Annotated in this window: 23 protein-coding genes; 7 read left to right on the top strand and 16 right to left on the bottom strand. The window is 67.5% G+C overall.

Features of this window, described 5'->3' with window-relative positions; all coding sequences use genetic code 11:
• Positions 1-32 precede the first annotated feature (32 nt).
• The 7 genes from OPF83_RS08910 to OPF83_RS08880 form a co-directional block, all read right to left on the bottom strand.
• Positions 33-1,103 (bottom strand): zinc-binding dehydrogenase, encoded by a 1,071-nt coding sequence (locus OPF83_RS08910; RefSeq protein WP_264887044.1) that lies wholly within the window; start codon positions 1,101-1,103, stop codon positions 33-35.
• Positions 1,103-3,058: an FAD-dependent oxidoreductase gene (locus tag OPF83_RS08905; protein ID WP_264887043.1), complete on the bottom strand. Its 1,956-nt coding sequence runs from the start codon at positions 3,056-3,058 to the stop codon at positions 1,103-1,105. Before OPF83_RS08905 ends, OPF83_RS08910 begins: the two co-directional genes overlap by 1 nt.
• 14 nt (positions 3,059-3,072) lie before the next feature.
• Complete coding sequence (locus tag OPF83_RS08900; protein WP_264887042.1) at positions 3,073-4,383, bottom strand: FAD-dependent oxidoreductase; 1,311 nt, start codon at positions 4,381-4,383, stop codon at positions 3,073-3,075.
• Between the two features lie 72 nt (positions 4,384-4,455).
• Positions 4,456-5,091, bottom strand: a complete 636-nt coding sequence (locus OPF83_RS08895) for an SDR family NAD(P)-dependent oxidoreductase (RefSeq protein ID WP_264887041.1) — start codon at positions 5,089-5,091, stop codon at positions 4,456-4,458.
• Between the two features lie 34 nt (positions 5,092-5,125).
• Complete coding sequence (locus OPF83_RS08890) at positions 5,126-6,718, bottom strand: MFS transporter (protein ID WP_264887040.1); 1,593 nt, start codon at positions 6,716-6,718, stop codon at positions 5,126-5,128.
• Positions 6,715-7,410, bottom strand: a complete 696-nt coding sequence (locus tag OPF83_RS08885) for a nitroreductase family protein (protein ID WP_264887039.1) — start codon at positions 7,408-7,410, stop codon at positions 6,715-6,717. Before OPF83_RS08885 ends, OPF83_RS08890 begins: the two co-directional genes overlap by 4 nt.
• A 13-nt stretch (positions 7,411-7,423) precedes the next feature.
• Positions 7,424-8,548, bottom strand: coding sequence for an acyl-CoA dehydrogenase family protein (locus tag OPF83_RS08880; protein ID WP_264887038.1), 1,125 nt, complete (start codon positions 8,546-8,548; stop codon positions 7,424-7,426).
• Between the two features lie 116 nt (positions 8,549-8,664).
• Between OPF83_RS08880 and OPF83_RS08875 the strand changes: the two genes are divergently transcribed.
• Together OPF83_RS08875 and OPF83_RS08870 are read left to right on the top strand one after the other, a co-directional pair.
• Positions 8,665-9,042 (top strand): nuclear transport factor 2 family protein, encoded by a 378-nt coding sequence (locus OPF83_RS08875; protein ID WP_264887037.1) that lies wholly within the window; start codon positions 8,665-8,667, stop codon positions 9,040-9,042.
• A 67-nt stretch (positions 9,043-9,109) separates the two neighbouring features.
• Complete coding sequence (locus OPF83_RS08870; protein ID WP_264887173.1) at positions 9,110-9,436, top strand: hypothetical protein; 327 nt, start codon at positions 9,110-9,112, stop codon at positions 9,434-9,436.
• A 110-nt stretch (positions 9,437-9,546) separates the two neighbouring features.
• On the opposite strand, the gene glyA is transcribed toward OPF83_RS08870, so the two are convergent.
• Positions 9,547-10,851: a serine hydroxymethyltransferase gene (gene glyA / locus OPF83_RS08865; protein ID WP_264887036.1), complete on the bottom strand. Its 1,305-nt coding sequence runs from the start codon at positions 10,849-10,851 to the stop codon at positions 9,547-9,549.
• 144 nt (positions 10,852-10,995) lie between these two features.
• On the opposite strand from glyA, the gene coaA reads away from it, so the two are divergent.
• The 4 genes from coaA (at position 10,996) to OPF83_RS08845 (ending at position 14,409) form a co-directional block, all read left to right on the top strand.
• On the top strand, positions 10,996-11,928 hold the full coding sequence (coaA, locus tag OPF83_RS08860; protein ID WP_264887035.1) for a type I pantothenate kinase: 933 nt from the start codon (positions 10,996-10,998) through the stop codon (positions 11,926-11,928).
• A 355-nt stretch (positions 11,929-12,283) separates the two neighbouring features.
• Positions 12,284-12,661 carry a GntR family transcriptional regulator gene (locus OPF83_RS08855; protein ID WP_264887033.1) on the top strand — a complete coding sequence of 126 codons (378 nt, stop codon included), beginning with the start codon at positions 12,284-12,286 and terminating at the stop codon, positions 12,659-12,661.
• Complete coding sequence (locus OPF83_RS08850; RefSeq protein ID WP_264887031.1) at positions 12,662-13,633, top strand: ATP-binding cassette domain-containing protein; 972 nt, start codon at positions 12,662-12,664, stop codon at positions 13,631-13,633.
• Positions 13,630-14,409 (top strand): hypothetical protein, encoded by a 780-nt coding sequence (locus tag OPF83_RS08845; protein WP_264887029.1) that lies wholly within the window; start codon positions 13,630-13,632, stop codon positions 14,407-14,409. Before OPF83_RS08850 ends, OPF83_RS08845 begins: the two co-directional genes overlap by 4 nt.
• Before the next feature lie 210 nt (positions 14,410-14,619).
• On the opposite strand, the gene OPF83_RS08840 is transcribed toward OPF83_RS08845, so the two are convergent.
• From OPF83_RS08840 to OPF83_RS08805, 8 genes are all read right to left on the bottom strand, one after another.
• Positions 14,620-16,182, bottom strand: a complete 1,563-nt coding sequence (locus OPF83_RS08840) for an aldehyde dehydrogenase (RefSeq protein WP_264887027.1) — start codon at positions 16,180-16,182, stop codon at positions 14,620-14,622.
• Positions 16,183-16,244: 62 nt separating this feature from the next.
• Entirely contained in the window at positions 16,245-17,246 is a 1,002-nt protein-coding gene (locus OPF83_RS08835; RefSeq protein WP_264887025.1) for a PDR/VanB family oxidoreductase, read from the bottom strand.
• 7 nt (positions 17,247-17,253) lie between these two features.
• On the bottom strand, positions 17,254-17,448 hold the full coding sequence (locus OPF83_RS08830; protein WP_264887023.1) for a ferredoxin: 195 nt from the start codon (positions 17,446-17,448) through the stop codon (positions 17,254-17,256).
• 49 nt (positions 17,449-17,497) lie between these two features.
• The gene (locus OPF83_RS08825) at positions 17,498-18,757 is read right to left on the bottom strand and encodes a cytochrome P450 (RefSeq protein ID WP_264887022.1); all 1,260 of its coding nucleotides are present in this window, start codon (positions 18,755-18,757) and stop codon (positions 17,498-17,500) included.
• A gap of 67 nt (positions 18,758-18,824) precedes the next feature.
• A complete protein-coding gene (locus OPF83_RS08820; protein WP_264887021.1) occupies positions 18,825-19,295 on the bottom strand; it encodes a nuclear transport factor 2 family protein in 471 nt (156 codons plus the stop codon).
• Positions 19,296-19,624: 329 nt separating this feature from the next.
• A complete protein-coding gene (locus OPF83_RS08815) occupies positions 19,625-19,993 on the bottom strand; it encodes an EthD domain-containing protein (protein ID WP_264887020.1) in 369 nt (122 codons plus the stop codon).
• A 108-nt stretch (positions 19,994-20,101) separates the two neighbouring features.
• A complete protein-coding gene (locus OPF83_RS08810; protein ID WP_264887019.1) occupies positions 20,102-21,376 on the bottom strand; it encodes a cytochrome P450 in 1,275 nt (424 codons plus the stop codon).
• Between the two features lie 2 nt (positions 21,377-21,378).
• On the bottom strand, positions 21,379-21,762 hold the full coding sequence (locus OPF83_RS08805) for a hypothetical protein (protein WP_264887017.1): 384 nt from the start codon (positions 21,760-21,762) through the stop codon (positions 21,379-21,381).
• Positions 21,763-21,883: 121 nt separating this feature from the next.
• On the opposite strand from OPF83_RS08805, the gene OPF83_RS08800 reads away from it, so the two are divergent.
• Positions 21,884-22,327 carry a nuclear transport factor 2 family protein gene (locus tag OPF83_RS08800; protein WP_264887015.1) on the top strand — a complete coding sequence of 148 codons (444 nt, stop codon included), beginning with the start codon at positions 21,884-21,886 and terminating at the stop codon, positions 22,325-22,327.
• Positions 22,328-22,355 lie beyond the last annotated feature (28 nt).

The following is a 22,355-nucleotide window of genomic DNA, read 5'->3' as shown; positions in this document are numbered from 1 at the left end:
AGCCGACGCCACCGCGCCAACAGCAACCCGCGTCACCGCGTCACTACGAGCCGGCCGGTCACGTCGCCGCGCCGCAGCCGGTCGATGCCCTCGTCGACCCGGTCGAATGTCAGGTGCTCGACGACCGGGGTGATCTCGCCGTCGTGGAGATACCGGTACACCGCCGCGATGTCCTCGCGGGTGCCGCCGGACGAACCGCGGATGAGGGCCTTCTGGTGGACCACGTCGGCGGTGACGAGCTCACTGATGTGCGCGCCCATCCCCACCATCACGACGGTGCCGCCGACCCGGATCGCGGTCACGGCAGCCTGGGCCGTGGAGCCGAACCCGGCGAAGTCGATCACCGAGTCCAGACCGAGACCCGCGAGGCCGGAGGCGTCGGCGCACACGTCGGCCAGTCCGATCTCCTCTCCCAGCGCCCGCGCGGACGGGTTGGGGTCGGCCGCGTACACGGTCGCGCCGAGCAGCACGGCGATACGTGCGCCGATCTGTCCGAGTCCGCCGAGGCCGATGATCCCGACCCGGTGCCCGGCACGGACCCCGGCGACCACTGCCACGGCGTGATGGGAGGTCATGCCGGCGTCGGTGCCGAGGGCGCCGTGGGCGTAGGAGACGCCGTCGGGTAGCGGGACCAGGTCGGCGGCGGGCGCCACGTGGTACGCGGCGTATCCGCCGTCCCGGCCGTATCCGGGCACGGTGACGCCCATCGGGTGGACGCCGTACCGACCGCCGATGACGACGACGTCGTCGTCATCCTTTACGTCTGTCGCACCACCGGCGCCGTCGCCCCCGGCTCCCGCTGTGCTCGCGCGGACACCGGGGCCCACCGCCACCACGTCGCCGGCGATCTCATGGCCGAGGGTGATGGGGTTCTTGTGGATGTTGACCGCCCACGACGGTTCGTCGAGTTCACCGACATCGGAGTGGCACATCCCGGCCGCGCGCACGCGCAGCAGCACCTCGCCAGGCCCCGGCTCGGGCACGTCGACGGTGGACAGCGTGAGAGGCCGCCCGGTTCCGGTCCACTGCCAGGCCTGCATCTGGGCCGGGACCGCCTGCTCGGCGCCCCGGTCGGACTCATGTTCCCGCCCACTGTGCGTCATCAGATCTCCGCTCCCACCCGGTAGCCCTCGGCGATCGCGTGACTGATCCGTCGCGGGGTCACGCAGTCACCGATCACCGAGACCGTGGCCTGCTGCCCCAGCTTCCGCGCCAGCTCACCGACTGGCGTGCGCGGGGTGTGCCACACGAGGAGGTCGACCTCGATCGGTGTGGGTGCTCCGCCGAAGACGGGGGTGATCGTCGCTCGCCCAGCATCCGGGGTGAGCTCACTCGCGACGTGCAGGCGGGCTCCCCCGGCCCCCAAGCGGGACAGGAGCGGGCCGACGCTCTCGGCGGGGACGCGATGCGCCAGCGCCGTGAGCGGCGTGACCACGTCGACCTCCCACCCACGGGCGAGCAGCGCCTCCGCGGCACTGTAGGCGGGCCAGAAGCCGTCGCCCGGGTCGTAGACCGCCGCACGACCCGGCGCCTCGGGAATGGTGCCGGTGAGGACGTCGTCCACGGTGACCAGAGCCGGGGCGCCGGAAGCCTGGGCAGGTCGTGCCGGCGTGGGCAGGGGGCCGGGCGAAGATCCGGTGGCGACGACGACGTGATCGGCCATCTCCAGGATGTCGGCGAGATCGTCGGGGTCGATCCGGGCACCGAGATTGACCTCGACCCCCAGCCGGCGCATCTCGTGTGACAGATAGTCGACGATGTCGCCGATAGTGGCGCGGTGCGGAGACTGCGCGGCGACCTGCACGGTCCCGCCGAGCTCGGACCGCGCCTCGAACACCGTCACGGTGTGGCCGCGGCCGGCGGCCACCCGGGCCGCCTCGAGCCCGGCCGGGCCACCGCCGATCACCACGACGTTTTTCGGAGTGTCTGCCAGAACCCCGAACGAGGCGTGGCGTCCGCGTCCGATCTCGGCGTTGACCGCGCAGTGCAGGTGGGGATCGAAAGCCCGGCAGTCCTGGTTGATCCCCAGGCAGCCACGGATCTCTGTAAGTCTGCCGGTGCGGGACTTCTCCGGCAGATCGGGGTCGGCGATGAGCGCGCGGGCCATGCCGACGAGGTCGGCCTTGCCGGTCTTGACGATGTGGTCGGCGGTCGCGGCGTCCCGGATCCGCTGACCCACCAGGACGGGCAGGCCGGTCGCCGCGCGCACCCGGGCGGCGGAATCCACGGCCACGGCGTCCGGGTTGGTCGAATCCTTGACGTACTTTCCCCGGGTGCCGTGGGTGATGCTGAAGTAGTCCACCGACCCGGAGGCGGCGAGGTGCTCGGCAATCCGCACGCACTCGTCGATGCCCATGCCGCCGGGGATCTCCTCCTCGCCGGACAACCGCACGCCCAGGACCATGGTCTCGGGGAGCGCCGCGCGCATCACGGCCACCACCTCGTCGAGGAAGCGCATCCGGTTTTCGAACGACCCGCCGTAGGAGTCGGTCCGGTGGTTGGTGAGCTCGGACATGAACTGGGCGGGTAGATAGCCGTGGGCGGCGTGGATCTCGGCACCGTCATATCCGGCTCGGACGAGATTCTCGGTCGAGATGCCCCACCCCCGCACGATGTCCGCGATCTCCTCGGAGGACAACTCGTGCGGCGGGTAGGCGTCGCGCACGGTCTTGATCGCCGACGGCGCGGTGGGTGGCGAGTCGGATTCCCCGCCGATGAACTCGCGGCCCAGGTGGCACAGTTGGCCGATGATCTTGGCGCCGTGCCGGTGGACCGCCTGAGCCTTGTCGGTCAGTGCGGGCACCACCTCGTCGATGTATGCCTCGACCAGCTTGCGTGAGCGCAGCGTGGTGGACGGGTGCACGACGGTGGCGCCGCCGATGATGAGGCCCACGCCGCCCCCGGCGATGCGTTCGAAGTGCTCCTGGTCGGCGTGGGTGGGCACTCCGTCGACGGCCATGCTGGTGCCGGCGGGCAGGGCGACGAGGCGGTTGCGCAGGGTGAGCGGGCCGATCGCGTACGGGGAGAATGCGTGCGGGAAGCGCGCCTGTTCGGTCATGGGTTTCGCCTCTCTCACCGGGTCGCGGAGTCGCCGGCGCGCAGGCCGAACACCAGTGCTGCGGAGATTCCTCCGGCGTACGCGCGGCGGTAGATGCCGCCGACGTCGGATCCGGCGGCGAGCAGGCCGGGGATCGGGCTGCCGTCCGCGCGCAGCACCGAGGCGTTCTCGTCGATCCGGATCCCCACCAGTGGGAACGTCACCGCGGGTGTGGTCTCGATGATGTAGTACGGCCCGCGGTCGAGCGGGTCGAAGTCGTACTCGCGGGGCGGGAACACCTTCTGTCCGGCGGCGTTGACCTTGCGGATCTCCTCGGCGATCGCGGCGCCGTCATAGCCCCACTCCTCGGGCAGGTACTCGAAGTCCTCGAGCGTCGCGGCGATGCCACACCGGCCACCGCGCTTGGCGGTCTCGGAGTACTTGTCAACGGCGACCGCGCCCTCGACGTACGAGCCGCAGATGAACTCCTCGTAGACACGGGCGTCGGCGACCAGCAGGCCGCGCGACTCGGGCTGCTCCATGAGTGCGTTTGCGGTGAGGTGATCGCCCTGCGTCTCGTCATAGAAGCGCTTGTTCCCGAGGTTGAACAGCAACGCGTGCTCGGAGTAGTAGAGGGACAGTTCCACGAAGTCGCCGGAGTCGCGGAACTTAAGGCCCGCGGGGATGAGGTGGCCGTAGAAGCCGGCGTCACGCGGTCCGATGTCGGCACCCACCGACGTGGCCAGGCGCAGTCCCCCGCCGTCGCTGTGGGGGTTGGACCTCAGCGGGAGCTGTGAGGCGTTGGCATGCAGGTGCTCGTCGATCAATTCATGGTTCGCCTGGAACCCGCCGGTCGCCAGCAGGACCGTGCCCGCGCGGAACTGCACCGACTCACCGCCCACCACCGCGTCCGCGCCCACGACCGTGTCACCGTCCGTGACCAGGGAGCGCACCTCGGCGTCGGTCAGGACCTGTCCTCCACCGGCCTTGATCTCCCGCACACAGGCGTCCAGGTACTGGACTGTGTCGAAGGCGTGTCCGATGCCGTAGCGCAGGACCGGGACGCCGTCCGCACACTCGACCCCGCGTCCGCGGATCCAGTCCAGTCCCGCGGCGAAGTCGTCGACGATCGCGTTGCGCAGGGCCCGGTCACCATGGGGGTTGATCTCCGACATCATCTCCCGGGTGGGCGCGGTCCACGCATACCCTGCGAACTGCGCCGACCCTCCGGTCGCCGATCCCTTCTCGAGGACCGTGACCGTCGCGCCGTTCGCGGTGGCCCGCGCGGCGGCGGTCAGTCCGGCCATCCCGGCGCCGATGACGAGTAGGTCGGCGGTGCTGTCCATGGTCACTCCCACTATCGGATCGGCTGTCTTCATCGCTCGTGTGATGAGATTCACGGTATCACCGATTTGAACTCAGTTCATTGAAATGTAAAGGTGAATTCCCGGGCCCCCACCGCCGACCCTGCCGTCACTGACGGATGACGTTGCCCCCGGGTTCTCGACATTCGGTGCGAAAAGCCTGAACGTGCCGTCGTTGATCACCAGCGGCGTGTTGACCGTCGTGGGACAGACGGCGTTCACGCGAATCGAGTACTGCCCGACCTCCTGCGCCATCACCTTCGTGAGACCGATCACGCCGTACTTAGCCGCGGTGTAATGCGCGGTGTTCTGGTAGCCGTTGATGCCCGCGGTGGAACTCGTGAGGACAATCGACCCACCCCGTCCGCGCGAGATCATCCCTGGCAGTGCCGCACGGACGGTGTTGAAGACGCCCGTCAGATTGATGTCGACCATTTCCTTCCACCGGAGGGCGGTCATCTCCCAGCTGGTCGCCCACGAGGCGATGCCCGCATTGGCGCAGACGATGTCGATTCCACCGAACTGCTCGGTCGCCTCTGCGACGACCGCCTCGACCTGGTCGAGATCACGGGTGTCCGCCACCGCGGTGAACGCCCGACGCCCCAGTTGGCGGACCAGGTCTCCGGTCTCGTCCAGCTCTGCGCGGGCCCCGAGCTCGTAGGAAATGGTGTCGACACCTTCCTGCTCCACCCCTCGTGCGGGTTATGCGCGGGAGCCCGCCGCGTCAGCGGTGGTCCAACACCCGAAGCTCTGGTCCGCCAATCGCGACCGAGCAGGACCGCACGCGCTCGCGGAGCCGCTCCTCCGGCACCGTGAGTCGGCTGTGTTCCTGCTCTGTGAACACGGCTGTGCTCGCCACGCGATAGGACTCGACGTATTCGCCGGTTCGACCTTCGTCGCGGTCGAGAGTCCAGGCCCATCCGCCGAGGCGCAGACGCGACCGACGTAGGTGCCTCATCGCGGTCTCGAACTCGGCGACGTGGTCGTCGTCGACCTCGTACCGGTACCGGACCTCGACGGTTCCGCGGCTGTCCTCCTCGACCACGATCGGCGGTGCTCCGGAGAGCAGCACGGGCTCGATCCCGGACTCTGCCCCGAGGCCGACGAACCGCAGCGACAGCGCGCTCACGGCGAGCAGTCCGGCGGCGATCGCGAGCGCGCCCGGGAGCCCGAGCGAGTCGGTGAGGGACCCCCACAGCAAGGCGCCGACGGCCTGCGTCCCCTGGAACGCCAGGAGGATCACGGCGATGAGCCGCGGGCGGATCCAATCCGGGAAGAACTGGTGCCCCATGCTCATCCAGGTGCTCTGCACGCTGACCCAGGCGGCACCGGCGAAGAACACCGCGACGCCCACCACGAGCGCCGAGGACGAGGTGGCCAGGACGAGCAGCGCAGCGCCGTAGGTCGCCGCCCCCAGGGCCGCGAACGACCGCACACGCAATCGGCGTCGGAGCCCTCCCAGGGTGAACGCCGCGAGAACCGCACCCGACCCGACCAGTGCCATGAGCACGCCGAAACCGCTGGAGTCCATCGCGAGACTGTCGTAGGCCACGAGTGAGATCAGGGCCCACAGGGCGCTGGACGGGATGCCGAAGAGGACGAGTTGGACCAGCAGCCGGGTCGTCCAGGCGGAGTAGGCGACGAACCGCAGTGCGCCGACCAGCTCGGGAAGGATTGGTCGGCCAGGATGCGTGCGATCAGGCGCAGCACGCTCGGATCGGATCAACAACACCGCGCACACCGCGGCCAGGAAGGACACGAACGCGAACGTCCACGCCGCGCCGACCAGGCCCAGGCCGATACCGGCGATGAGCGGCCCGAGGGCACGCGCGACGTTGAACACGGCACCGTCCACCACCGCGGCGGAGGGGATGTCCTCCCGCTCGACGGTCTCCGGCAACAGCGACTGCCACGGGACGCCCACCAGCACCAGTGCGGAGCCGACCAGCAGCACGGAAAGCACCATGGCGAACGCCTCGTCACGGCCGAGAGCGGTGAGCAGGCACGCCGCGGCCGCCGCGACGGCCGAGGTGGTGGTGGCCCCCGCCATCAGCTTCTTGCGGGAGGCGTAGCCCGCGACCACCCCGGCGGGCATGGACAGCAGGAGGAACGGCACGGCCATCGCGGCGGGCGCCAGCGAGATCACGAGAGCGGACTCGCCGCGCTCGGTGAGCACCCACTGGACCGCCACGACGTGGATCCACACCGCGATCGCGTTGATCAGCTGGACGGTGATCAGGGCCCGGAACACGCGGTTTCGCAGAACAGAGTCACGCCCCGCCCCGCTGTCGGGCTCTCGTCCGGGCCCTGCGGTCACCAGGTGTCCCAGTGGATGAAGTCCTCGGCCGGCGGCCGCCACGCCGGCTTGAACGTCTCCCCCGTGTAGTACGCGACGGGGATCATGCAGACCTGTTCGACGGCCGTGTGGTCGATGCCCACGATCTCGGCGACCTCCGCCTCCCGTCCGAGCGTCATGCCCGTCCAGCAGGTGCCGAGCCCTCGTAGGCGTGCCGCGAGCATGAAGTTCCACACGGTGGGATACACGGTGGCGAGCCGGTGCTTGGCGGCGAGAAGGTCCCCGTCGGTCAGGCGCGGGGTCAGGCACGGGATGACGATCGCGGGCACCCGGTCCATCACCTCGGCCAGGTGCTCCGCTGAGTCGCGGGTGCGCCGACTCTGGGCAGCGTGTCGGTCGTCGGCGTCGACACGCTTGAACAGCCCGACCTCGCTGGCGCGGTAGAAACCGTCGAACTCTTCGCGGTAGATCGCGCCGAGTCGCGCGATCCTGCTCGGGTCACGGACCACCACGAACTCGGTCCGCATGAGGTTTGACCCCTGCGGCGCCTGCAGCGCATCGGCGACGCAGGCCTCGAGCATTTCCGGCGCGACGGGTCGGTCGAGGTCCATCCGCAGGCGTACCGCCCGGGTGGTGGTGATGAGCTCGTGCGCCGAGATCCCCGGCATCACGGTCGTGGGGTTGCCCACGACCGGCTGACTTCTCGCTCCCATTCCCCCACTCCCCTCAGACCCCGGCCAGGTCGGCGATCTCGCGGCGTGCGGCGCGACCGCCTCCAAACGCGCCCTCGTCGCCGAGCATCCTTCGGAGGTAATAGTGGGCGGAGTGCTCCCAGGTGAAGCCGATCCCCCCGTGGAGCTGGATTGTCTCGTACGCGTTGCGCGTGGCCGCGTCCGCGCACACGGCGGAGGCCACGGCAACCGCCATCTCGGCGTCCTCCGCACCCTCCTCGTCGAGGACGGCCATGGCGTACAGGGCGGCGGCGCGGGACCGTTCGCGGTCCACGAGCATGTCGGCGAGCCGGTGCTTGATGGCCTGGTACGAGCCGATCGCGCGTCCGAACTGCTGGCGCTGCTGCACGTACTCGACGGTGGCGTCGACCAGACGTGAGGCGATGCCGGCGTGCTCGGCGGCGAGCGACGCGGACTGGATGAGACGCAGTTCGCCGAGGACCTGTGCGGCCCGGCCCGGGCCGACGAGGACTCGGGCCGGCGCGCCCTCGAGCGGCAGGTCCGCGCGGCGGCGGGTGAGGTCGACGACCTCCCGCGGCGAGGGGGTGAGGTCGGCGAGGTCGATCACCGCGAGCACGGTGTCGGCGCCGGAGGTGGCGACGACGACAAGGTGGTCGGCCGCAGCACCCCACAGCACCCCCTCGGCCAGCCCCCTGGCGACCGTCCCCCCGTCGGCGGACTCGAGCGCGACGGTCTGATCAAGTGCGGTCGCGAGGACGGTCTGGCCACCGAGGACGCCGGCGAGAAGCTCCTCTACGGCTGTGGCATCGTCGGCTCGGACGAGCGCCTGGCACCCCACGACGGCACTGGCGAGGATCGGCTCGGGAAGCAGGGCCGCGCCGGCCTCCTCAAGGACGACACCGAGGTCGCCGAAACCGAAGCCGTGGCCACCGAGCTCCTCGGGCACGGCGAGGGCGGCGATCTGCAACTCGTCGTTGAGCGTGGCCCACCGCGAGGGCGAGTAGCCCGGCTTAGAGTCGGCGGACTCCCGGACCGCCTCGTGGGAGGCGTGCCGGTCGACGAATCCGGTGATCACCGCGCGGAGCTCCTCCCGCTCTTCCGAGGGCAGGATGATCGAGGGGTCTGCTTCCGGCTGGATCGTCCGGATCTGTTGTGCCACGAGGGACCTCCGATATCTCACAACTTGAGCTGAGTTCAGTTCACCACATGACATCACGGTGAGGCAGATCACGCAAGCCTATTGAAACCCCACCTTGGCTGAACTAAGTTCGATTCATGTCCTTGAATGACTCAACCCTCGTGACCTACTACGAGCGCATCGACTCGCGCGATCTCGACGCAGGACTCGAACTCCTGGCCCCCGGGGTCTCCTTCGCCATCATTCTCCCCGAGACCGCTGTTCGCGGCGAGAACCGACAGGGGGTCCGCGAGTATCTCGAGGGCCGCGGTCCGGTGGACCGTCGCCACGTTCCCACGCATGCGACCCGTGAGGGCGAGCTCGAGTTCGTCTACGGCGCCGTGGTCGAGGACGGCGTGACGATCACCGGTCACTTCCTCGCGTCCGCCCGGATCGGCGAGGACGGCCTGATCACCGGCTACCAGGTGGCGTTCGATCCCGAACTCGGCCTGGCCTCCCCCACCCTCGGCAACTGAACCCACGAGCAACGGAGCACACGCTGTGTCCATTCCCACCCCGCTGTTACACGCCTGGTTCGAGATCATGGACTCGGACGACCCCGACCGGGTCCTGAACCACATCACCGACGATTTCGAGCTGTCCATCCAGTTCTCGAAAGGGGACTCCGCGGCCGAGTTCTACGGAGACCGTGCCGGCCTGGTGATCTACCTCGAGCAGCGCGAGAAGAGCGTTCTGACCCATCACATCCTCTCCGGTGCACGTGTCGGCGACACTGAGCTTTGTCTCGGCGAGACCCGACGCGACGGCGAGTTCGAGGCGAGCTTCAACGCGACCGCCCAGCTGGTCGACGGTGACAAGGTCCGCCGCCTCCTCATCTGCCGCACGCCCAAGGTCCGCTTCACCGAGTAGACCCCGCTCAGAGCTGGGCCCCCTCACAGCCAGCACCGCTCAAAGCTGGAACCCAGGGAAGCAGAAACCCCCCGCGTGCAGCGGGGGGTTTCGCGCGTTCACCGGACTGCTCAGCCCAGGATCTTCCAATCTTCCAGGCCCTCGTACAGCGGCTTGGCCTTGGCCAGCGCGGCGACGCGGTCACGGAGCGCGGCGACGTCGGCGTCCTTGCCCCCGGCCAGAGCTGTACCGATGATGTCCGCGACCTCGCGGAACTCGTCGGCGGTGAAGCCGCGGGTGGCGAGCGCCGGGGTGCCGATCCGCAGGCCCGAGGTGACCATCGGCGGCCGCGGGTCGAACGGCACCGCATTGCGGTTGACGGTGATGCCGACCTCGTGGAGGAGGTCCTCCGCCTGCTGACCGTCGAGCTCCGAGTTGCGCAGGTCCACCAGAACCAGGTGCACGTCGGTGCCACCAGTGAGCACGTCGACACCGGCGTCCTTGCAGTCCTGCTGTGTGAGGCGCTCGGCGAGCATCTTCGCACCCTCGAGTGTGCGCTGCTGACGCTCGCGGAACTGCTCACTGCCGGCGATCTTCATCGCCGTGGCCTTGGCGGCGACCGCGTGCATGAGCGGGCCGCCCTGCTGCCCGGGGAACACGCTGGAGTTGATCTTCTTGAACAGCTCGAGATCGTTGGTGAGGATCATGCCCGACCGTGGGCCGCCCAGCGTCTTGTGGACGGTGGTGGACACCACGTCCGCGTGCGGCACCGGGCTGGGGTGCAGTCCCGCGGCCACCAGGCCCGCGAAGTGCGCCATGTCGACCCACAGCTTGGCGCCCACCTCGTCGGCGATCTCACGGAACTTCGCGAAATCCTGCGTCCGCGGGTAGGCGGACCAGCCGGCGATGAGCACATCCGGCTTCTCGGCCAGGGCCATCTCTCGGACGGTGTCCATGTTGACCTGCATGGTCTCCGGGTCGACCTCGTAGGCGACGACCTCGTACAGCTGACCCGAGAAGTTGAGCTTCATGCCGTGGGTGAGGTGGCCACCGTGGGCGAGCGACAGGCCCATGATCTTCGCTCCCGGCTTCGCCAGCGCCATGAGCACGGCGGCGTTGGCCTGCGCGCCCGCGTGCGGCTGCACGTTGGCGTACTTGGCGCCGAAGACCTCCTTGGCGCGATCGCGTGCCAGGTTCTCCACCACGTCGACATGCTCACAGCCACCGTAGTAGCGGCGACCCGGGTATCCCTCGGCGTACTTGTTGGTCAGGACCGAGCCCTGGGCCTGGAGCACCGCGCGCGGCACGAAGTTCTCCGACGCGATCATCTCGAGCGTGTCCCGCTGCCTGGCGAGCTCACCGGCCATCGCCTCCGCGACCTCGGGGTCCAGGTCGGACAGGGATGCGGAGAACACGTCGGTGTTCGGGTCGTTCATGTCTGCTCCTCGCACATTGGCGTTCACCGTGGACGAAACTTCTCGGGTGACGGAAGGGCTCGTCGTCGTCATCGTCGTCGTCCACTCTAGTGCCCCGGCCCCTCACGTCCCCTACCACGTACGAACCTGACACAATCGGGTGTTGTGAGCAGACATGCCGGCGACTACACGCCGTACGTGGAGTTCGACCGCCGCAGCTGGCGCCGGTTGCGCCGGGCCATGCCGATGGTGCTCTCCGAACAGGACCTCGAGGGCCTGCGCGGCCTCGGCGACCATCTCGACCTGGACGAGATCGCGGAGATCTACCTCCCGCTCAGTCGCCTCATCCACCTGCAGGTCTCCGCGCGGCAACGCTTGTTCCAGTCCACCAACCTGTTCCTCGGCGAGGCCTCGGACGCCCCGATGCCGTTCGTGATCGGGGTCGCCGGATCTGTGGCCGTGGGCAAGTCCACCTCCGCTCGCGTACTTCGCGCGCTCCTCACCCGGTGGGACTCCCACCCCCGCGTTGACCTGCTCACCACCGACGGCTTCCTCCTGCCCAACCGCGAACTCGAGCGGCGCGGGATCATGCACCGCAAGGGCTACCCCGAGTCCTACGACCGGCGTGCGCTGCTGCGGTTCGTCACCGAGGTGAAGTCCGGCGCCCCGCTGGTCCGGGCGCCCGTCTACTCGCACACCAAATACGACATCGTGCCGAACGAGCACATCGAGGTGCGGCGTCCGGACATTCTCATCGTGGAGGGCCTCAATGTCCTCCAGACCGGGCCACGGCTCATGGTCTCGGACCTGTTCGACTTCTCCCTCTACGTCGACGCGCGCATCGAGGACATCGAGCAGTGGTACATCGAACGATTCCTCTCCCTACGTAAGACGTCGTTCTCCAACCCGAACTCGCACTTCGCGCACTACGCCGACCTGTCCGACAAGGCCGCCCGGCTCGCCGCGCGCGAGATCTGGACCTCGATCAACCGGCCGAATCTCGTGGAGAACATCCTGCCGACGCGGCCGCGGGCGACCCTGGTGTTGCGGAAGAACTCGGACCACTCGATCCAACGGCTGCGCCTGCGCAAGATCTGACGCCGGCGCGCGGGTGCGCCTCCCCGTCTCCCGCGACCTTCGCTCCGTCGCTCGCAACTCCTCCAAAGCCGGTCGGCCCGCCGCACTCGACCTCCGCTCAGCCCGCCGCACTCAGCCCGTCGCCACACTGCCCGCCGCCACTCAGCCGTCACGCGGCCGCCACACTCCCCACGGCCACTCAGCCGTCACTCCGGTCAGCGTTTCCCCAGGACCGCAGCCGCCAGAACGTACGGGAGTGACGGCTGAACCGATTCCGTCTGACCCGGTCAGCAACTCCGGATCCGCCCTTGACACCCCTTCGGTCAAATGGTTCATTAGTTGAGTAACTAACCAGCCAACTATAGGGGTGACGTCAGTGGACGACGGCAGACCGCTTTTCGTGCAGATCGCCACCCAGGTCGAGGCATCAGTCCTCGACGGCTCGCTCTCCGAGGGCGAGCGCGCCCCGTCGACCAATGAGCTCGCGGCCTTCCACCGCATCAACCCGGCGACCGCTGCCAGAGGCGTCAACCTCCTGGTAGACCGCGGGATCCTCGTCAAACGTAGAGGTCTTGGGATGTTCGTCGCCGACGGCGCCAGGGAGCTCCTGCGAGCCGAGAGACAACAACGGTTCGCGGATCACTTCATCACCCCCATGCTCGACGAGGCCCGCACCCTCGGGCTGAGCGCGGAGGACGTGGTGGAGCTGATCCGCACCACCACTGACCACAGCCAGCTGAAGGAGAAGGCGTAGATGAGTAACGCCGTCGAGGTCCGCGACCTCACCCGCAGACACAAGTCGGCCACGGCGCTCGACTCGGTGACCGTGTCACTGGAGGCCGACGTCATCCATGGTCTGCTCGGACGCAACGGTGCCGGCAAGACCTCACTCATGTCGGTCGCGTCCGGCCAGGACTGGCCCACCAGCGGCGAGGTGTCGGTGTTCGGCGAGCACCCCCACGAGAACGAGCGGGTCCTGCCGCACATCTGCTTCGTCCGCGAAGACCAGAAGTACATCGAGGACGCCATGGCCCGCCACGCGTTCGCGGCCGCCGCCAGGGCGTATCCGCACTGGGACCAGCACCTGGCCGACCGACTGGCCCGCGACTTCAGTGTGCCGGGCAGGACTCGCATCAAGAAGATGTCGCGGGGGCAGCGCTCGGCGGTGGCGGTGATCATCGGGATCGCCTCCCGCGCGGAGCTGACATTTTTCGACGAGCCCTATACGGGACTGGATGCCGTGGCCCGGCAGCTGTTCTACGACCGGCTACTCGAGGACTACGCCGAGCACCCCCGCACCATCGACCTCTCCTCGCACCTCATCGACGAGATCGCGCACCTCATCGAGAACGTGGTCCTCATCGACCGCGGGCGGATACTGCTCGACGAACCGGTCGACACGCTGCGCGGCCGGGCGGTGACCCTCCTCGGCCCCGCGGACGCCGTGCGCGACCTCACCGACTTCCGGCAGGTCCTGCACACCGAGTCGCTGGGGCGCATGACACGCACCACCGTGTGGGGCGCGCTCGAGGAGCATGAACTCCGGCGGGCCAGCGCCCGCGGCGTCGAGGTCCTCGCGGTCTCACTGCAGCAGCTGATCGTGCACCTGACGTCGGTCACTGCCGGCGCCGTCGGCGACGGAGTAGGAGCTACGGAGGGATCGACTGCGCCAACGACGACGACACCGTCCCCGAATCCGACCATCGACCCGGAGAGCGCATCATGACCGCCGCCACCCTCGACGCACCGCGCCTCGACCGACCCCGCTCGCCTTCGTGGGTCGCCCGGATCCCGGCGGCGTTCCGACTGCACTTCATCGTCCCCACCAACCTGATCCTCGTGCCGGCGATGGTGTTCGTCCTGGTGTGGGCACTGTCGATCGAGATCACGCTGTGGATCCATGCCGCTCTGGGCGACCGCGTGGCCGCCGAGGATCCGATGTACGGCGGCGCCTCGCAGGCGGCGGTGTGGACCCTCGCCTTCTTGGCTGCGTACACGGTCACGCACACGCTGCCGTTCGCGATGGCCCTGAGCTACAGCCGACGCACATTCGTGCTGGGCACCTACCTGGCGTTCGCGGCGGTCTCGGCCGGCGTCGGGGTCGCCTACACACTGGCCGCCTGGATCGAGCGGGTCACGAACGGCTTCGGCATCCACGCCTACCAATTCGACTCGCCGTTCATGACGAGCAGCAACGGCCTGCTGGGCGGCGGACTCCTGGCCGGCTCACTCTCGCTCGCGGTGATGGTCGTGACGTTTCTGTTCGCCGCGGTGTTCCGCCGCATCTCGCTGATGGGATTCTGGGCACTCCTGGTGGCCCTGCTCGCGCTGGTGGCCTTGGTGATGCTGCTGATCGTGCGCGACATCGGCTGGTCCGGGATCGGTAGCTGGTTCCTCCACCAGACCGCCCTGACCGGTTCCAAGTACCTCCTGACGACCGCAGTCGCGGCCGGCGTGCTGGGCTACCTGGTGCTCCGGCGGCATGCGCCGAGCGGAAACTGACCCCCATCCATCGCCGCAACCGTCCTGCTTTGCCACCCAGGCAATGAGACGAGCGTTCCGCCAGCATCTGCCGTCGGCAGGTGCTGGCGGAACGCTCGTCTCGACAGGGGTGGAGGAAAGTCGAGGAGACGGGCGGGCCCGGTGTGCTGGCCGGCGGGAGCCACGACCCGGCCGGGCCCCGCTTCCCGCCTGATTGACCAGCCCCCTCGCTCAGGCCCCCTTGCGGGCGCCGGTGGTGACGACATCCGCCTGCTCGACAACAGAGTCCGGGATGGACATCGACGGGTCGACCGAAATCGTCTTGGGGATCAGGTAACCCTCCAGACCGGCCACTCCGTGCTCACGCCCGATGCCCGATTCCTTGAATCCGCCGAACGGGGAGTTGAAGTCCGCCGAGAAGGAGTTGACTGAGAAGGTGCCGGTGCGCACCTTCCGCGCAAGCTTGAATCCACGCTCCACATCAGTCGTGTAGACCGATCCCGCCAGACCGTAGCGGCTGTCGTTGGCGATCCGCACCGCGTCGTCCTCGTCGGTGTACTTGAGCACGGCGACGACCGGGCCGAACACCTCCTCCTGTGCGATCTCCATGTCCGGCGTCACGTCGACCAACAGCGTGGGCTCGACATACCAGCCGGCATCCAGCCCCTCGGGAACGCCGCCACCGAATGCGACCTTCGCGCCCTGCTCGACGGCTCGCTCGATCATCCCCAGCACCCGTTCGCGGTGTGCCTTGGTGATCAGCGGCCCCATGTCCGTGTCGGAGGCGTGCGGGTCGCCGACCTTGATATCCGCCATGGCCGTGACCAGTCGCTCCACCAGCTCGTCGTGCCGCGCCTCGGACACCAGGAAGCGGCTCTGGCACACGCAGCTCTGCCCGCTACTGGGAATCACGCTGACTCCCAGGAGGGTCGGCACGGTGGTGTCGAGGTCGGCGTCGTCGAGGACGATCGCGGCGGACTTCCCGCCGAGCTCCAACACCACCGGGCGGATGAGCGATCCACACTCGCGGCCGATGTGGGACCCCACGGTGGTTGACCCGGTGAAGCTGACCATGTCCACGTCGGGGTGCGACACGAGGTGAGCTGACTCGTCCGGGCCCGCGGCGACGATGTTGATCACACCGGGAGGGAATCCGACCTCGTCGATCAACCGGCCGAGAGCGAACACCGCGAGCGGATTGGGCTCGGGAACCTTGACCACCACAGTGCAGCCCGCCACGATCGCCGGGGCGACCTTCTGCGACGTCCCGGGCATGGTGAAGTTGTAGGCGACCATGGTCGCCACCACCCCGACCGGCTCCTTGACCACGAGTGCCTGGGTCTCGTAAGGCATGATCATGCCGCCGGCGGACCCTCCGGCGAGCGGCCCGAGGTCCGCTTTGCGCACTTCCTGAAACGGATACGTCCGTCCGACCTCGGCGTTGTAGTTCCAGTGCAATGTCGGAGCCACCGCCTGGTAGACGTCCGCGAGCATCCGGGTGCACCCGAGCTCGTCCACGAGCAGCTCGGCCATCTCGTCCTTGACCTCGTAGAGCCGGGTGGCGAGTGCCTCACACAGCGCTGCGCGCTCCTCGACAGGCCGGTCGGCCCAGTCGGTCTCGTAGAACGCCCGACGGGCCGCCTCGACGGCGGCATCGATGTCGGCGCGAGTGGCGCGCGGGACCTCGCCGATCGCCTCACCGGTGGACGGGGACACGACGGTGAACTTCTCGGTCGATTCGGTCGGCCGCCACTGTCCGTCGATGTAGAACTCGCTGTAGCTCCTGGGGAGCATTGTTCCTCCTGATGTGAGTGATTAAGGGTGATGCCAGGACGGCCGGCCGATGTCGCTCGGTGCTACAGATCCAACACGAGGCGCGGGCAGGAGGCCCGGGAGACGCAGATCATCATCGTTTCCTGGGCGTCCTGCTCCTCCGGGGACAGGACGACGTCGCGATGCTCCGCGGTCCCCTCGAGGATCGGGGTCTCGCAGGAACCACACGTTCCTTCGGTGCACGACGTCGGAACGTAGACACCTGCGTCGGTGACCACCTCGAGGATCGTCTGCTCGGCCGACACCTGGACCGTGATCCCGGTCTGGGCCAGTTCGACCTCGAAGCCGGTATCAGCAGAGGTGTCGATGTCGACAGCGGTGAACCGCTCGATATTCAATGCTCCGCTGGGCCACGACACACACCGCTCCTCGACCGCGGCCAGGAGGGGCTCGGGCCCACAGCTGTAGACCAGCGTGCCCTCCTCCGCGGTTCCGAGGAGACCGTCGAGGTCGATGAGTCCGTTCGCGTCCTCGGGCCAGATCGTGACGCGGTCGCCCATCTCTCGCAGCTCGTCGACATATCCCATCGTCGACTCATTCCGGCCGCCGTAGACGAACCGCCACTCGGCACCGGCCGCCTCCACCGCGCGCATCATGGGGATCAGTGGCGTCACACCGATCCCACCCGCGATGAACAGGTAGCGAGGGGAATCATGGAGCGGGAAGTGGTTTCGCGGACCCTTCAGGGTCAGCGGCGTCCCGGCCTGAAGATCGGCGTGAATGCGCCGCGATCCTCCCCTCCCCTCATTCTCGAGCAGAATCGCCACCCGGTACGTAGTGCGGTCCGACGGATCCCCACATAGTGAGTACTGCCGGATCTCACCGTCGTCGAGGACGATGTCCACATGGGCGCCGGGCTCCCAGCGGGGCAGATCACTACGATCGGCAGCTCGAATAACGAGCTCGATGACGCCCTCGGCGAGATCGCGTCGGCGCTCGACCACCGCATCGATCGTCGCGTCTCCGCCCGCGTCCTCGCCCGGGTCGACGATCCCGGTGCGCAAAGGGTCCTGAACCATGGTCATTGTCGCCTCAGGATTCCCGCACGATCGAGATCGCGGATTCCGGGCAGGCCCGGACCAGGCGGCGCGCCGTCTCGGCCGACATCTCGGGCGCGTCCTCACGGACGACGCCGCGTCCGCGCTCGTCCTCGGCGATGTAGTCGGGCTCCAGCGCGAAGCAGCGCGCGTGGCCGACACAGAATTCGTGGTCGATCTTCACCTTCATGATGAGTCCTTTCTGGAGTGCGTCGTTCCCGCTGTGCTCGTCCGGTGCGTCAGCCGGCGGCGGCAGCAGGCGAGATCTCGTCGACGGTGACCTCGAACTCGGTCAAGCCGCGGGTCGGCATCGAGTGGGTTTTGATGGTCTGCCCCTGGACCAGGGCGATACCGGGCATCCGGGTGAGGACTGCCGTGAAGGCCACCCGGAGGAAGATGCGGGCGAGGTTCGACCCGAGACAGCGGTGGATTCCGGCGCCGAACGAGACGTGCCGCTTGTTCTCACGGTGGACGTCCCAGGCGTCGCCGTTCGGGAACACGGTCTCGTCACGATTGGCCGATCCGGGAAGATTCCAGATCTTGTCACCGGGCTTGAGGTCGTACCCGTTGAGGGTGGTCTCCTTGGTCACCGTCCGCTGCGTGAGCGTGACGTTGACGAAAAGTCGGAGCGCCTCCTCGATCGCCTCGTCGAGCAGGGACATGTCGCCCTGGAGCTCCTTGAGGTCGTCGGGGTGGGTGGCCATGTGGTGGATCGTTCCGCTGAGCACGGTGCCGGTCGACTCCAGCCCACCGAGGGTCAGCGCGATCATGATCTTGATCAGGTCGCCGTCCTCGGGAACCTCACCACCGGGACGGCAGTTGGCGAGGACGGTCACCACGTCGTCGTCGCCACGGGGGTTGGCACGACGCTCCTGGAGGATCTCCATGAGGGCGCCGGACAGCTTTCCGAACGCCTCGACCGCCCGCTCGGGAACGATCAGCGCGTCCTGCGCCCACTCGGAGAACTGGATGATCCGGTCACTGTCGGCCGGGACCCCGAGGATCGCGGCGAAGATCGCCCTGGCCTGCAGCGGTCGGACGAACTCGCTCATGACCTTGAACCGGGTGCGCCCACTGAGCCCGCTGAGCAGATCGTCGGCGATCCCGTCGATCATCTCGGAGTGCGCCTCCATCTTCTTGAGGGTCATGAGGGGCTCGATGATCTGACGCCACTCGCTGTGCACCGGGGGGTCGGTGTCGAGCGGGATGAACGTCGGGGTGTCATTGGGATCGTCGTAGCGTCGGTCCGCGAGGTGCGAGGCTGCACGTCCGGACTGGAAGGTCCGCCAGTCACGCTGGATCTTCCACATGTCCTTGTAGCGCGTCACCAGCGGGACGGTTGTGTTCCCCTGCTTGTGGAACGCCAGATCGTGCTCCTCGCGCAGGTGCTTGAGGATCTCGAGGTTGTTCTCGTTGTACTCGTCGGACCACATGTCGACGAAGGGGCACTTCGGCTGATCGGCGACGACGGCGTCGGGATCAGGCAGGGCCTTACCCATGAGAGGTACTCCTAGGGGTGTAGAGAGGGTTCGGGGAGAGAGGTCGCCGGCGACGCCGGCAGCGGGGTCAGGACTTGAGCCCCTCGGGGAGCAGCTCGTTCTCGCCGGCCTCGACGAGCGAGCCGCCGAGGGCGGTGAAGAGCTTGATCGAGTCGTAGTACTCGACGAAGCGGGCCACCTTGCCGTCGCGGATCACGAAGCGGGAGATGTACTCGTTCGCGTACCGGGTACCGCTGCGGAGCGTCATGTCGCTCTTGTAGGTGGCGATCACGACGTTCGGATCGCTCGCGAGCGTGTCCAGGGTCATGTCGTGCAGGTTCTCGGAACCGTCGATCATGTGGTCCCGGGCCTGCCCCAGCACCTCCATGTAGTTCGCCCGGCCGGCCGTTTCGCGCTCGAATGTCGGCGGCCGGAAGGGGAGCTCGAACACGACGTCCTCGGTAGACATCTCACGCATCGTGTCGATGTCCCACTTGTTCAGCGCGTCGGTGTAGGCCCGCACCAGCTCCAGGTTCTTGCTCCGCAGTTCGTCACTCATCGTGCGCCTCTCTTTCGAATTGAACTGAAGTTGATTAGGGACCACTGTAACCATGGCCACACAGTGATGCAAGGCACATTCGGCAAATACTTTGACTTCCTCATATCTCGCCCGTCGCTGCCGTTTGCGCAGGCCAAATGTAAAACTGAGCCCATTCATGAATCGGTGCAGCTCGGCGTGTCACACGGTTGATGCGGCAGGCAGTACACGAACGTCCACTTCGGTGCGTGTCACTCGACCCCCTCTCGGACGGACACACACGTCGAAGGGGGCCCGGGAGAATCTCCCGGACCCCCTCGTGGGCCCGACTCACCTGGGCCCGGCTGCGACTACGACTGAGAGAGGCTCTCGGACACGAGCTGGACCCGCGAGACCTCGTAGACGTCGATGTGTTGGACGAAGCCCGTGTTGTCGCTGTTGGCCGCTGCCCACCCTTCGCTCTCCGGCGCCTTCTTCAGTGCTTCCTCGGACTCGAAGGCCATGATCGAGAATGCATCCGGCTTGGGCGCCCCCTCCGGGATCCCCCAGTTCATCATCGGATTGTTGTTGAGGAAGGTGTGCCACCACGCCACACCTGGGATCGACTTGCCGATGTCGGCGTGCTTCTCCAGGTAGTGCTCGCGGAACTCCTCGGGCGAGGTGCCCGACCAGCGGTACAGGGCGAACAGGTATACGGGCTGATTCTCGACGTTGACCATGGTGTGAGGTCCTTTCGTGTGGTGTCTGCGCCGACGGGACACTCCATCGGCGTTGAGCGATCCGGGCGCGAAGATCGCGCTGGGCGCGCCGCGGGTGCCGTGCGGCTGTTACGCGATGAAGCGGACCGGCAGTGCGGCAGGTCCGTAGAAGTTGAAGCTCTGCTTGGATGCCGGATCGGAATCGACCAGCTCGACGCCAGAGAAGCCGGTGATGAGCTTCTCGAGCATCAACCGCAGCTCCATCCGCGTCAGCGAGGTCCCCGGGCACACGTGCGGACCCCCGCCGAAAGCCACGTGCGTGGCGGCGAGTCGCTCTCGGTCGATGTCCATCCGGTCCGGGTCGTCGAACACCTTCGGGTCACGGTTCGACGTGCCCATTCCCACCCAGAGCATGTCCCCGGCCTTGAGCTGCTGACCGCCGAGTTCGACATCCTCCGTGACCCCACGGAACGACCCCTGAACCGGCGAGTACATCCGCAGCATCTCCTCCATGAAGGCGGGAATCCGCGCGGTGTCGGCCTTGAGCTCGGCCCACATCTCGGGATTCTTGCCGAGGAACTCGATCATCTTCGACAGCGCGGTCGCCGAGGTCTCGCTTCCGCCCACCATCGACAGTTGGATGACCTGGAACAGGTCGTCCCTGCCGAGCGGTGCGTCACTGTCGGCGTTGAGCTTCACAATCCGGGAGATCAGGTCTTCCGTCGGAGCGGCGATCCGGTCGTCGATCTGCCGGTTGCAGTAGACGTCAAATCCGTAGCGGGTGTCGACGAGCGCCTCGATCTGTTCGTCCGTCTGGTCCGGATTACCGACCATCGAGTTGAAACCCTCGGTCCAGTCGAGCATCTGCGGCACCATGTCCCGCGGGAATCCGAGAATGTCGGCGATGACGGTCATCGTGTATTTGTTCGCGAACCCGTCCACGAACTCGACCTCCTCGCCGGCGGTGATACCGCCCACGAAGATGTCCGCGGTCTCTTCAATCCTGGGAGCCCAGGACTTCAGGGCGTTGGGCGTGAGCGCCCCCATGATCAGCTTGCGGTGGTGTCCGTGCTCCGGCGGGTCGGCGAACAGGAGCACCTTCCGATCACTCGTGCCGTAGTCCTCACCGAGCTCCTCCTTGGCGCCAGGACGCTGGGAAGCCAGGTCCACCAGACGCTGCCACTCGTCGGACACCTGCTCGCCGAGCATCTTCTTCGTGGAGAACACCTTCGCGTCCTTGAACACCTTCTGCGCGTTCTCGTGGTCGGCCACGACCCAGAAGCCCAGGGCGTCACTACGGGAGACCGGACATTCCGACCGGACCTCCTCGAAGGCGGTGTGCGGGCACTTCAACTGCTCCGCGTCGAGACCGAAGAACTTCTCGTACTGGAAATCGGTGGTCACGATCACGCCCCCCGGTTGGTGAATCCGCCGACGTAGTCGAAGGTGCGGACGGAGCCGAACCCCTCGAGCAGCCCGCGGAGCTCGTCGTTGATGGACCCGTAGATCCGGAGGTCGAGGACGTCGACCTTCGACATGAGCGCACCCACCACCTCCTGGTCCATCTCCTTGAGGTGCTGCAGAAACGCGTCGGCGTCCCGGTAGTGCTCGTGAGCGAAGAGGATCCCCGCCGCATCGTCGACGTAGAAGTTGTGCCCGTACAGGTGATCGCCTTCGGCCTCCGTACTCGAGGCGAGTTGCGTGACGACCGAGCGGAGCTGGTCGCTGTCCACCCCGTCGTGGATCTTCATCTCAGAGGTCGCCCGGACCTCGCGGCTGCTGTCAACCATGTCCGCTTCCTTCCTGTTGAATTGAACTCGCTTCTGCTACGTTATGTGAGCCTCACCACACTGTCAACGGCTGCTTTTGATGCCAGTCGATCAGCCACGAGAACCGGAACGAGCCACTACTATGCCCACTTCCCACGCCTCACTGACCGCCGACGACAAAGTAGAGATCCTCGCCCTGACCTCGCGTTATGCACACGCGCTTGATCGTCACGACTGGACCGGTCTCGAGTCGGTGTTCGCCCCGGACGGGACCATGGAGTTCGCGGGACTGCCGGCCGAGACCGGACCGTCAGCGATCGCCGGAACCTGCGCGACGGCTCTCGAACCGCTCGATGCCAGCCAGCATCTGGTGGGTTCGGCGCTCCTCGATTCCTACGGCGACACGGTGACCGTGTCGAGCTATTTCCACGCCCAGCACGTGCGGAGCATCGACGGCCGGACCGAGCTGTTCACCATCGCCGGCACCTACGACGATGTTGTCGAGCACCGCCCCGAGGGATGGCGGATCGTCCTGCGCCGGCAATCGGTCAGTTGGCAGGCAGGCGATCCACGGGTGCTGGGCTGAGCCCTACCTCACGATCCCGGCAACGCCT

The organism is Dietzia sp. NCCP-2495, assembly GCF_026011735.1.
Taxonomy (GTDB): Bacteria; Actinomycetota; Actinomycetes; order Mycobacteriales; family Mycobacteriaceae; genus Dietzia.
This window is presented reverse-complemented; position numbering and strand designations above follow the sequence as displayed.

Coding starts and splice junctions, on each gene's coding strand:
- glyA (WP_264887036.1), bottom strand. CDS start 10,851: ATGAACGACCCGAACACCGACGTGTTCTCCGCATCCCTGTCCGACCTG.
- OPF83_RS08815 (WP_264887020.1), bottom strand. CDS start 19,993: ATGGTCAACGTCGAGAATCAGCCCGTATACCTGTTCGCCCTGTACCGC.
- OPF83_RS08910 (WP_264887044.1), bottom strand. CDS start 1,103: ATGACGCACAGTGGGCGGGAACATGAGTCCGACCGGGGCGCCGAGCAG.
- OPF83_RS08870 (WP_264887173.1), top strand. CDS start 9,110: ATGGACTCGGACGACCCCGACCGGGTCCTGAACCACATCACCGACGAT.
- OPF83_RS08905 (WP_264887043.1), bottom strand. CDS start 3,058: ATGACCGAACAGGCGCGCTTCCCGCACGCATTCTCCCCGTACGCGATC.
- OPF83_RS08835 (WP_264887025.1), bottom strand. CDS start 17,246: ATGACCATGGTTCAGGACCCTTTGCGCACCGGGATCGTCGACCCGGGC.
- OPF83_RS08850 (WP_264887031.1), top strand. CDS start 12,662: ATGAGTAACGCCGTCGAGGTCCGCGACCTCACCCGCAGACACAAGTCG.
- OPF83_RS08820 (WP_264887021.1), bottom strand. CDS start 19,295: ATGAGTGACGAACTGCGGAGCAAGAACCTGGAGCTGGTGCGGGCCTAC.
- OPF83_RS08830 (WP_264887023.1), bottom strand. CDS start 17,448: ATGAAGGTGAAGATCGACCACGAATTCTGTGTCGGCCACGCGCGCTGC.
- OPF83_RS08840 (WP_264887027.1), bottom strand. CDS start 16,182: ATGCTCCCCAGGAGCTACAGCGAGTTCTACATCGACGGACAGTGGCGG.
- OPF83_RS08900 (WP_264887042.1), bottom strand. CDS start 4,383: ATGGACAGCACCGCCGACCTACTCGTCATCGGCGCCGGGATGGCCGGA.
- OPF83_RS08885 (WP_264887039.1), bottom strand. CDS start 7,410: ATGGGAGCGAGAAGTCAGCCGGTCGTGGGCAACCCCACGACCGTGATG.
- OPF83_RS08800 (WP_264887015.1), top strand. CDS start 21,884: ATGCCCACTTCCCACGCCTCACTGACCGCCGACGACAAAGTAGAGATC.
- OPF83_RS08805 (WP_264887017.1), bottom strand. CDS start 21,762: ATGGTTGACAGCAGCCGCGAGGTCCGGGCGACCTCTGAGATGAAGATC.
- OPF83_RS08825 (WP_264887022.1), bottom strand. CDS start 18,757: ATGGGTAAGGCCCTGCCTGATCCCGACGCCGTCGTCGCCGATCAGCCG.
- OPF83_RS08845 (WP_264887029.1), top strand. CDS start 13,630: ATGACCGCCGCCACCCTCGACGCACCGCGCCTCGACCGACCCCGCTCG.
- OPF83_RS08875 (WP_264887037.1), top strand. CDS start 8,665: ATGTCCTTGAATGACTCAACCCTCGTGACCTACTACGAGCGCATCGAC.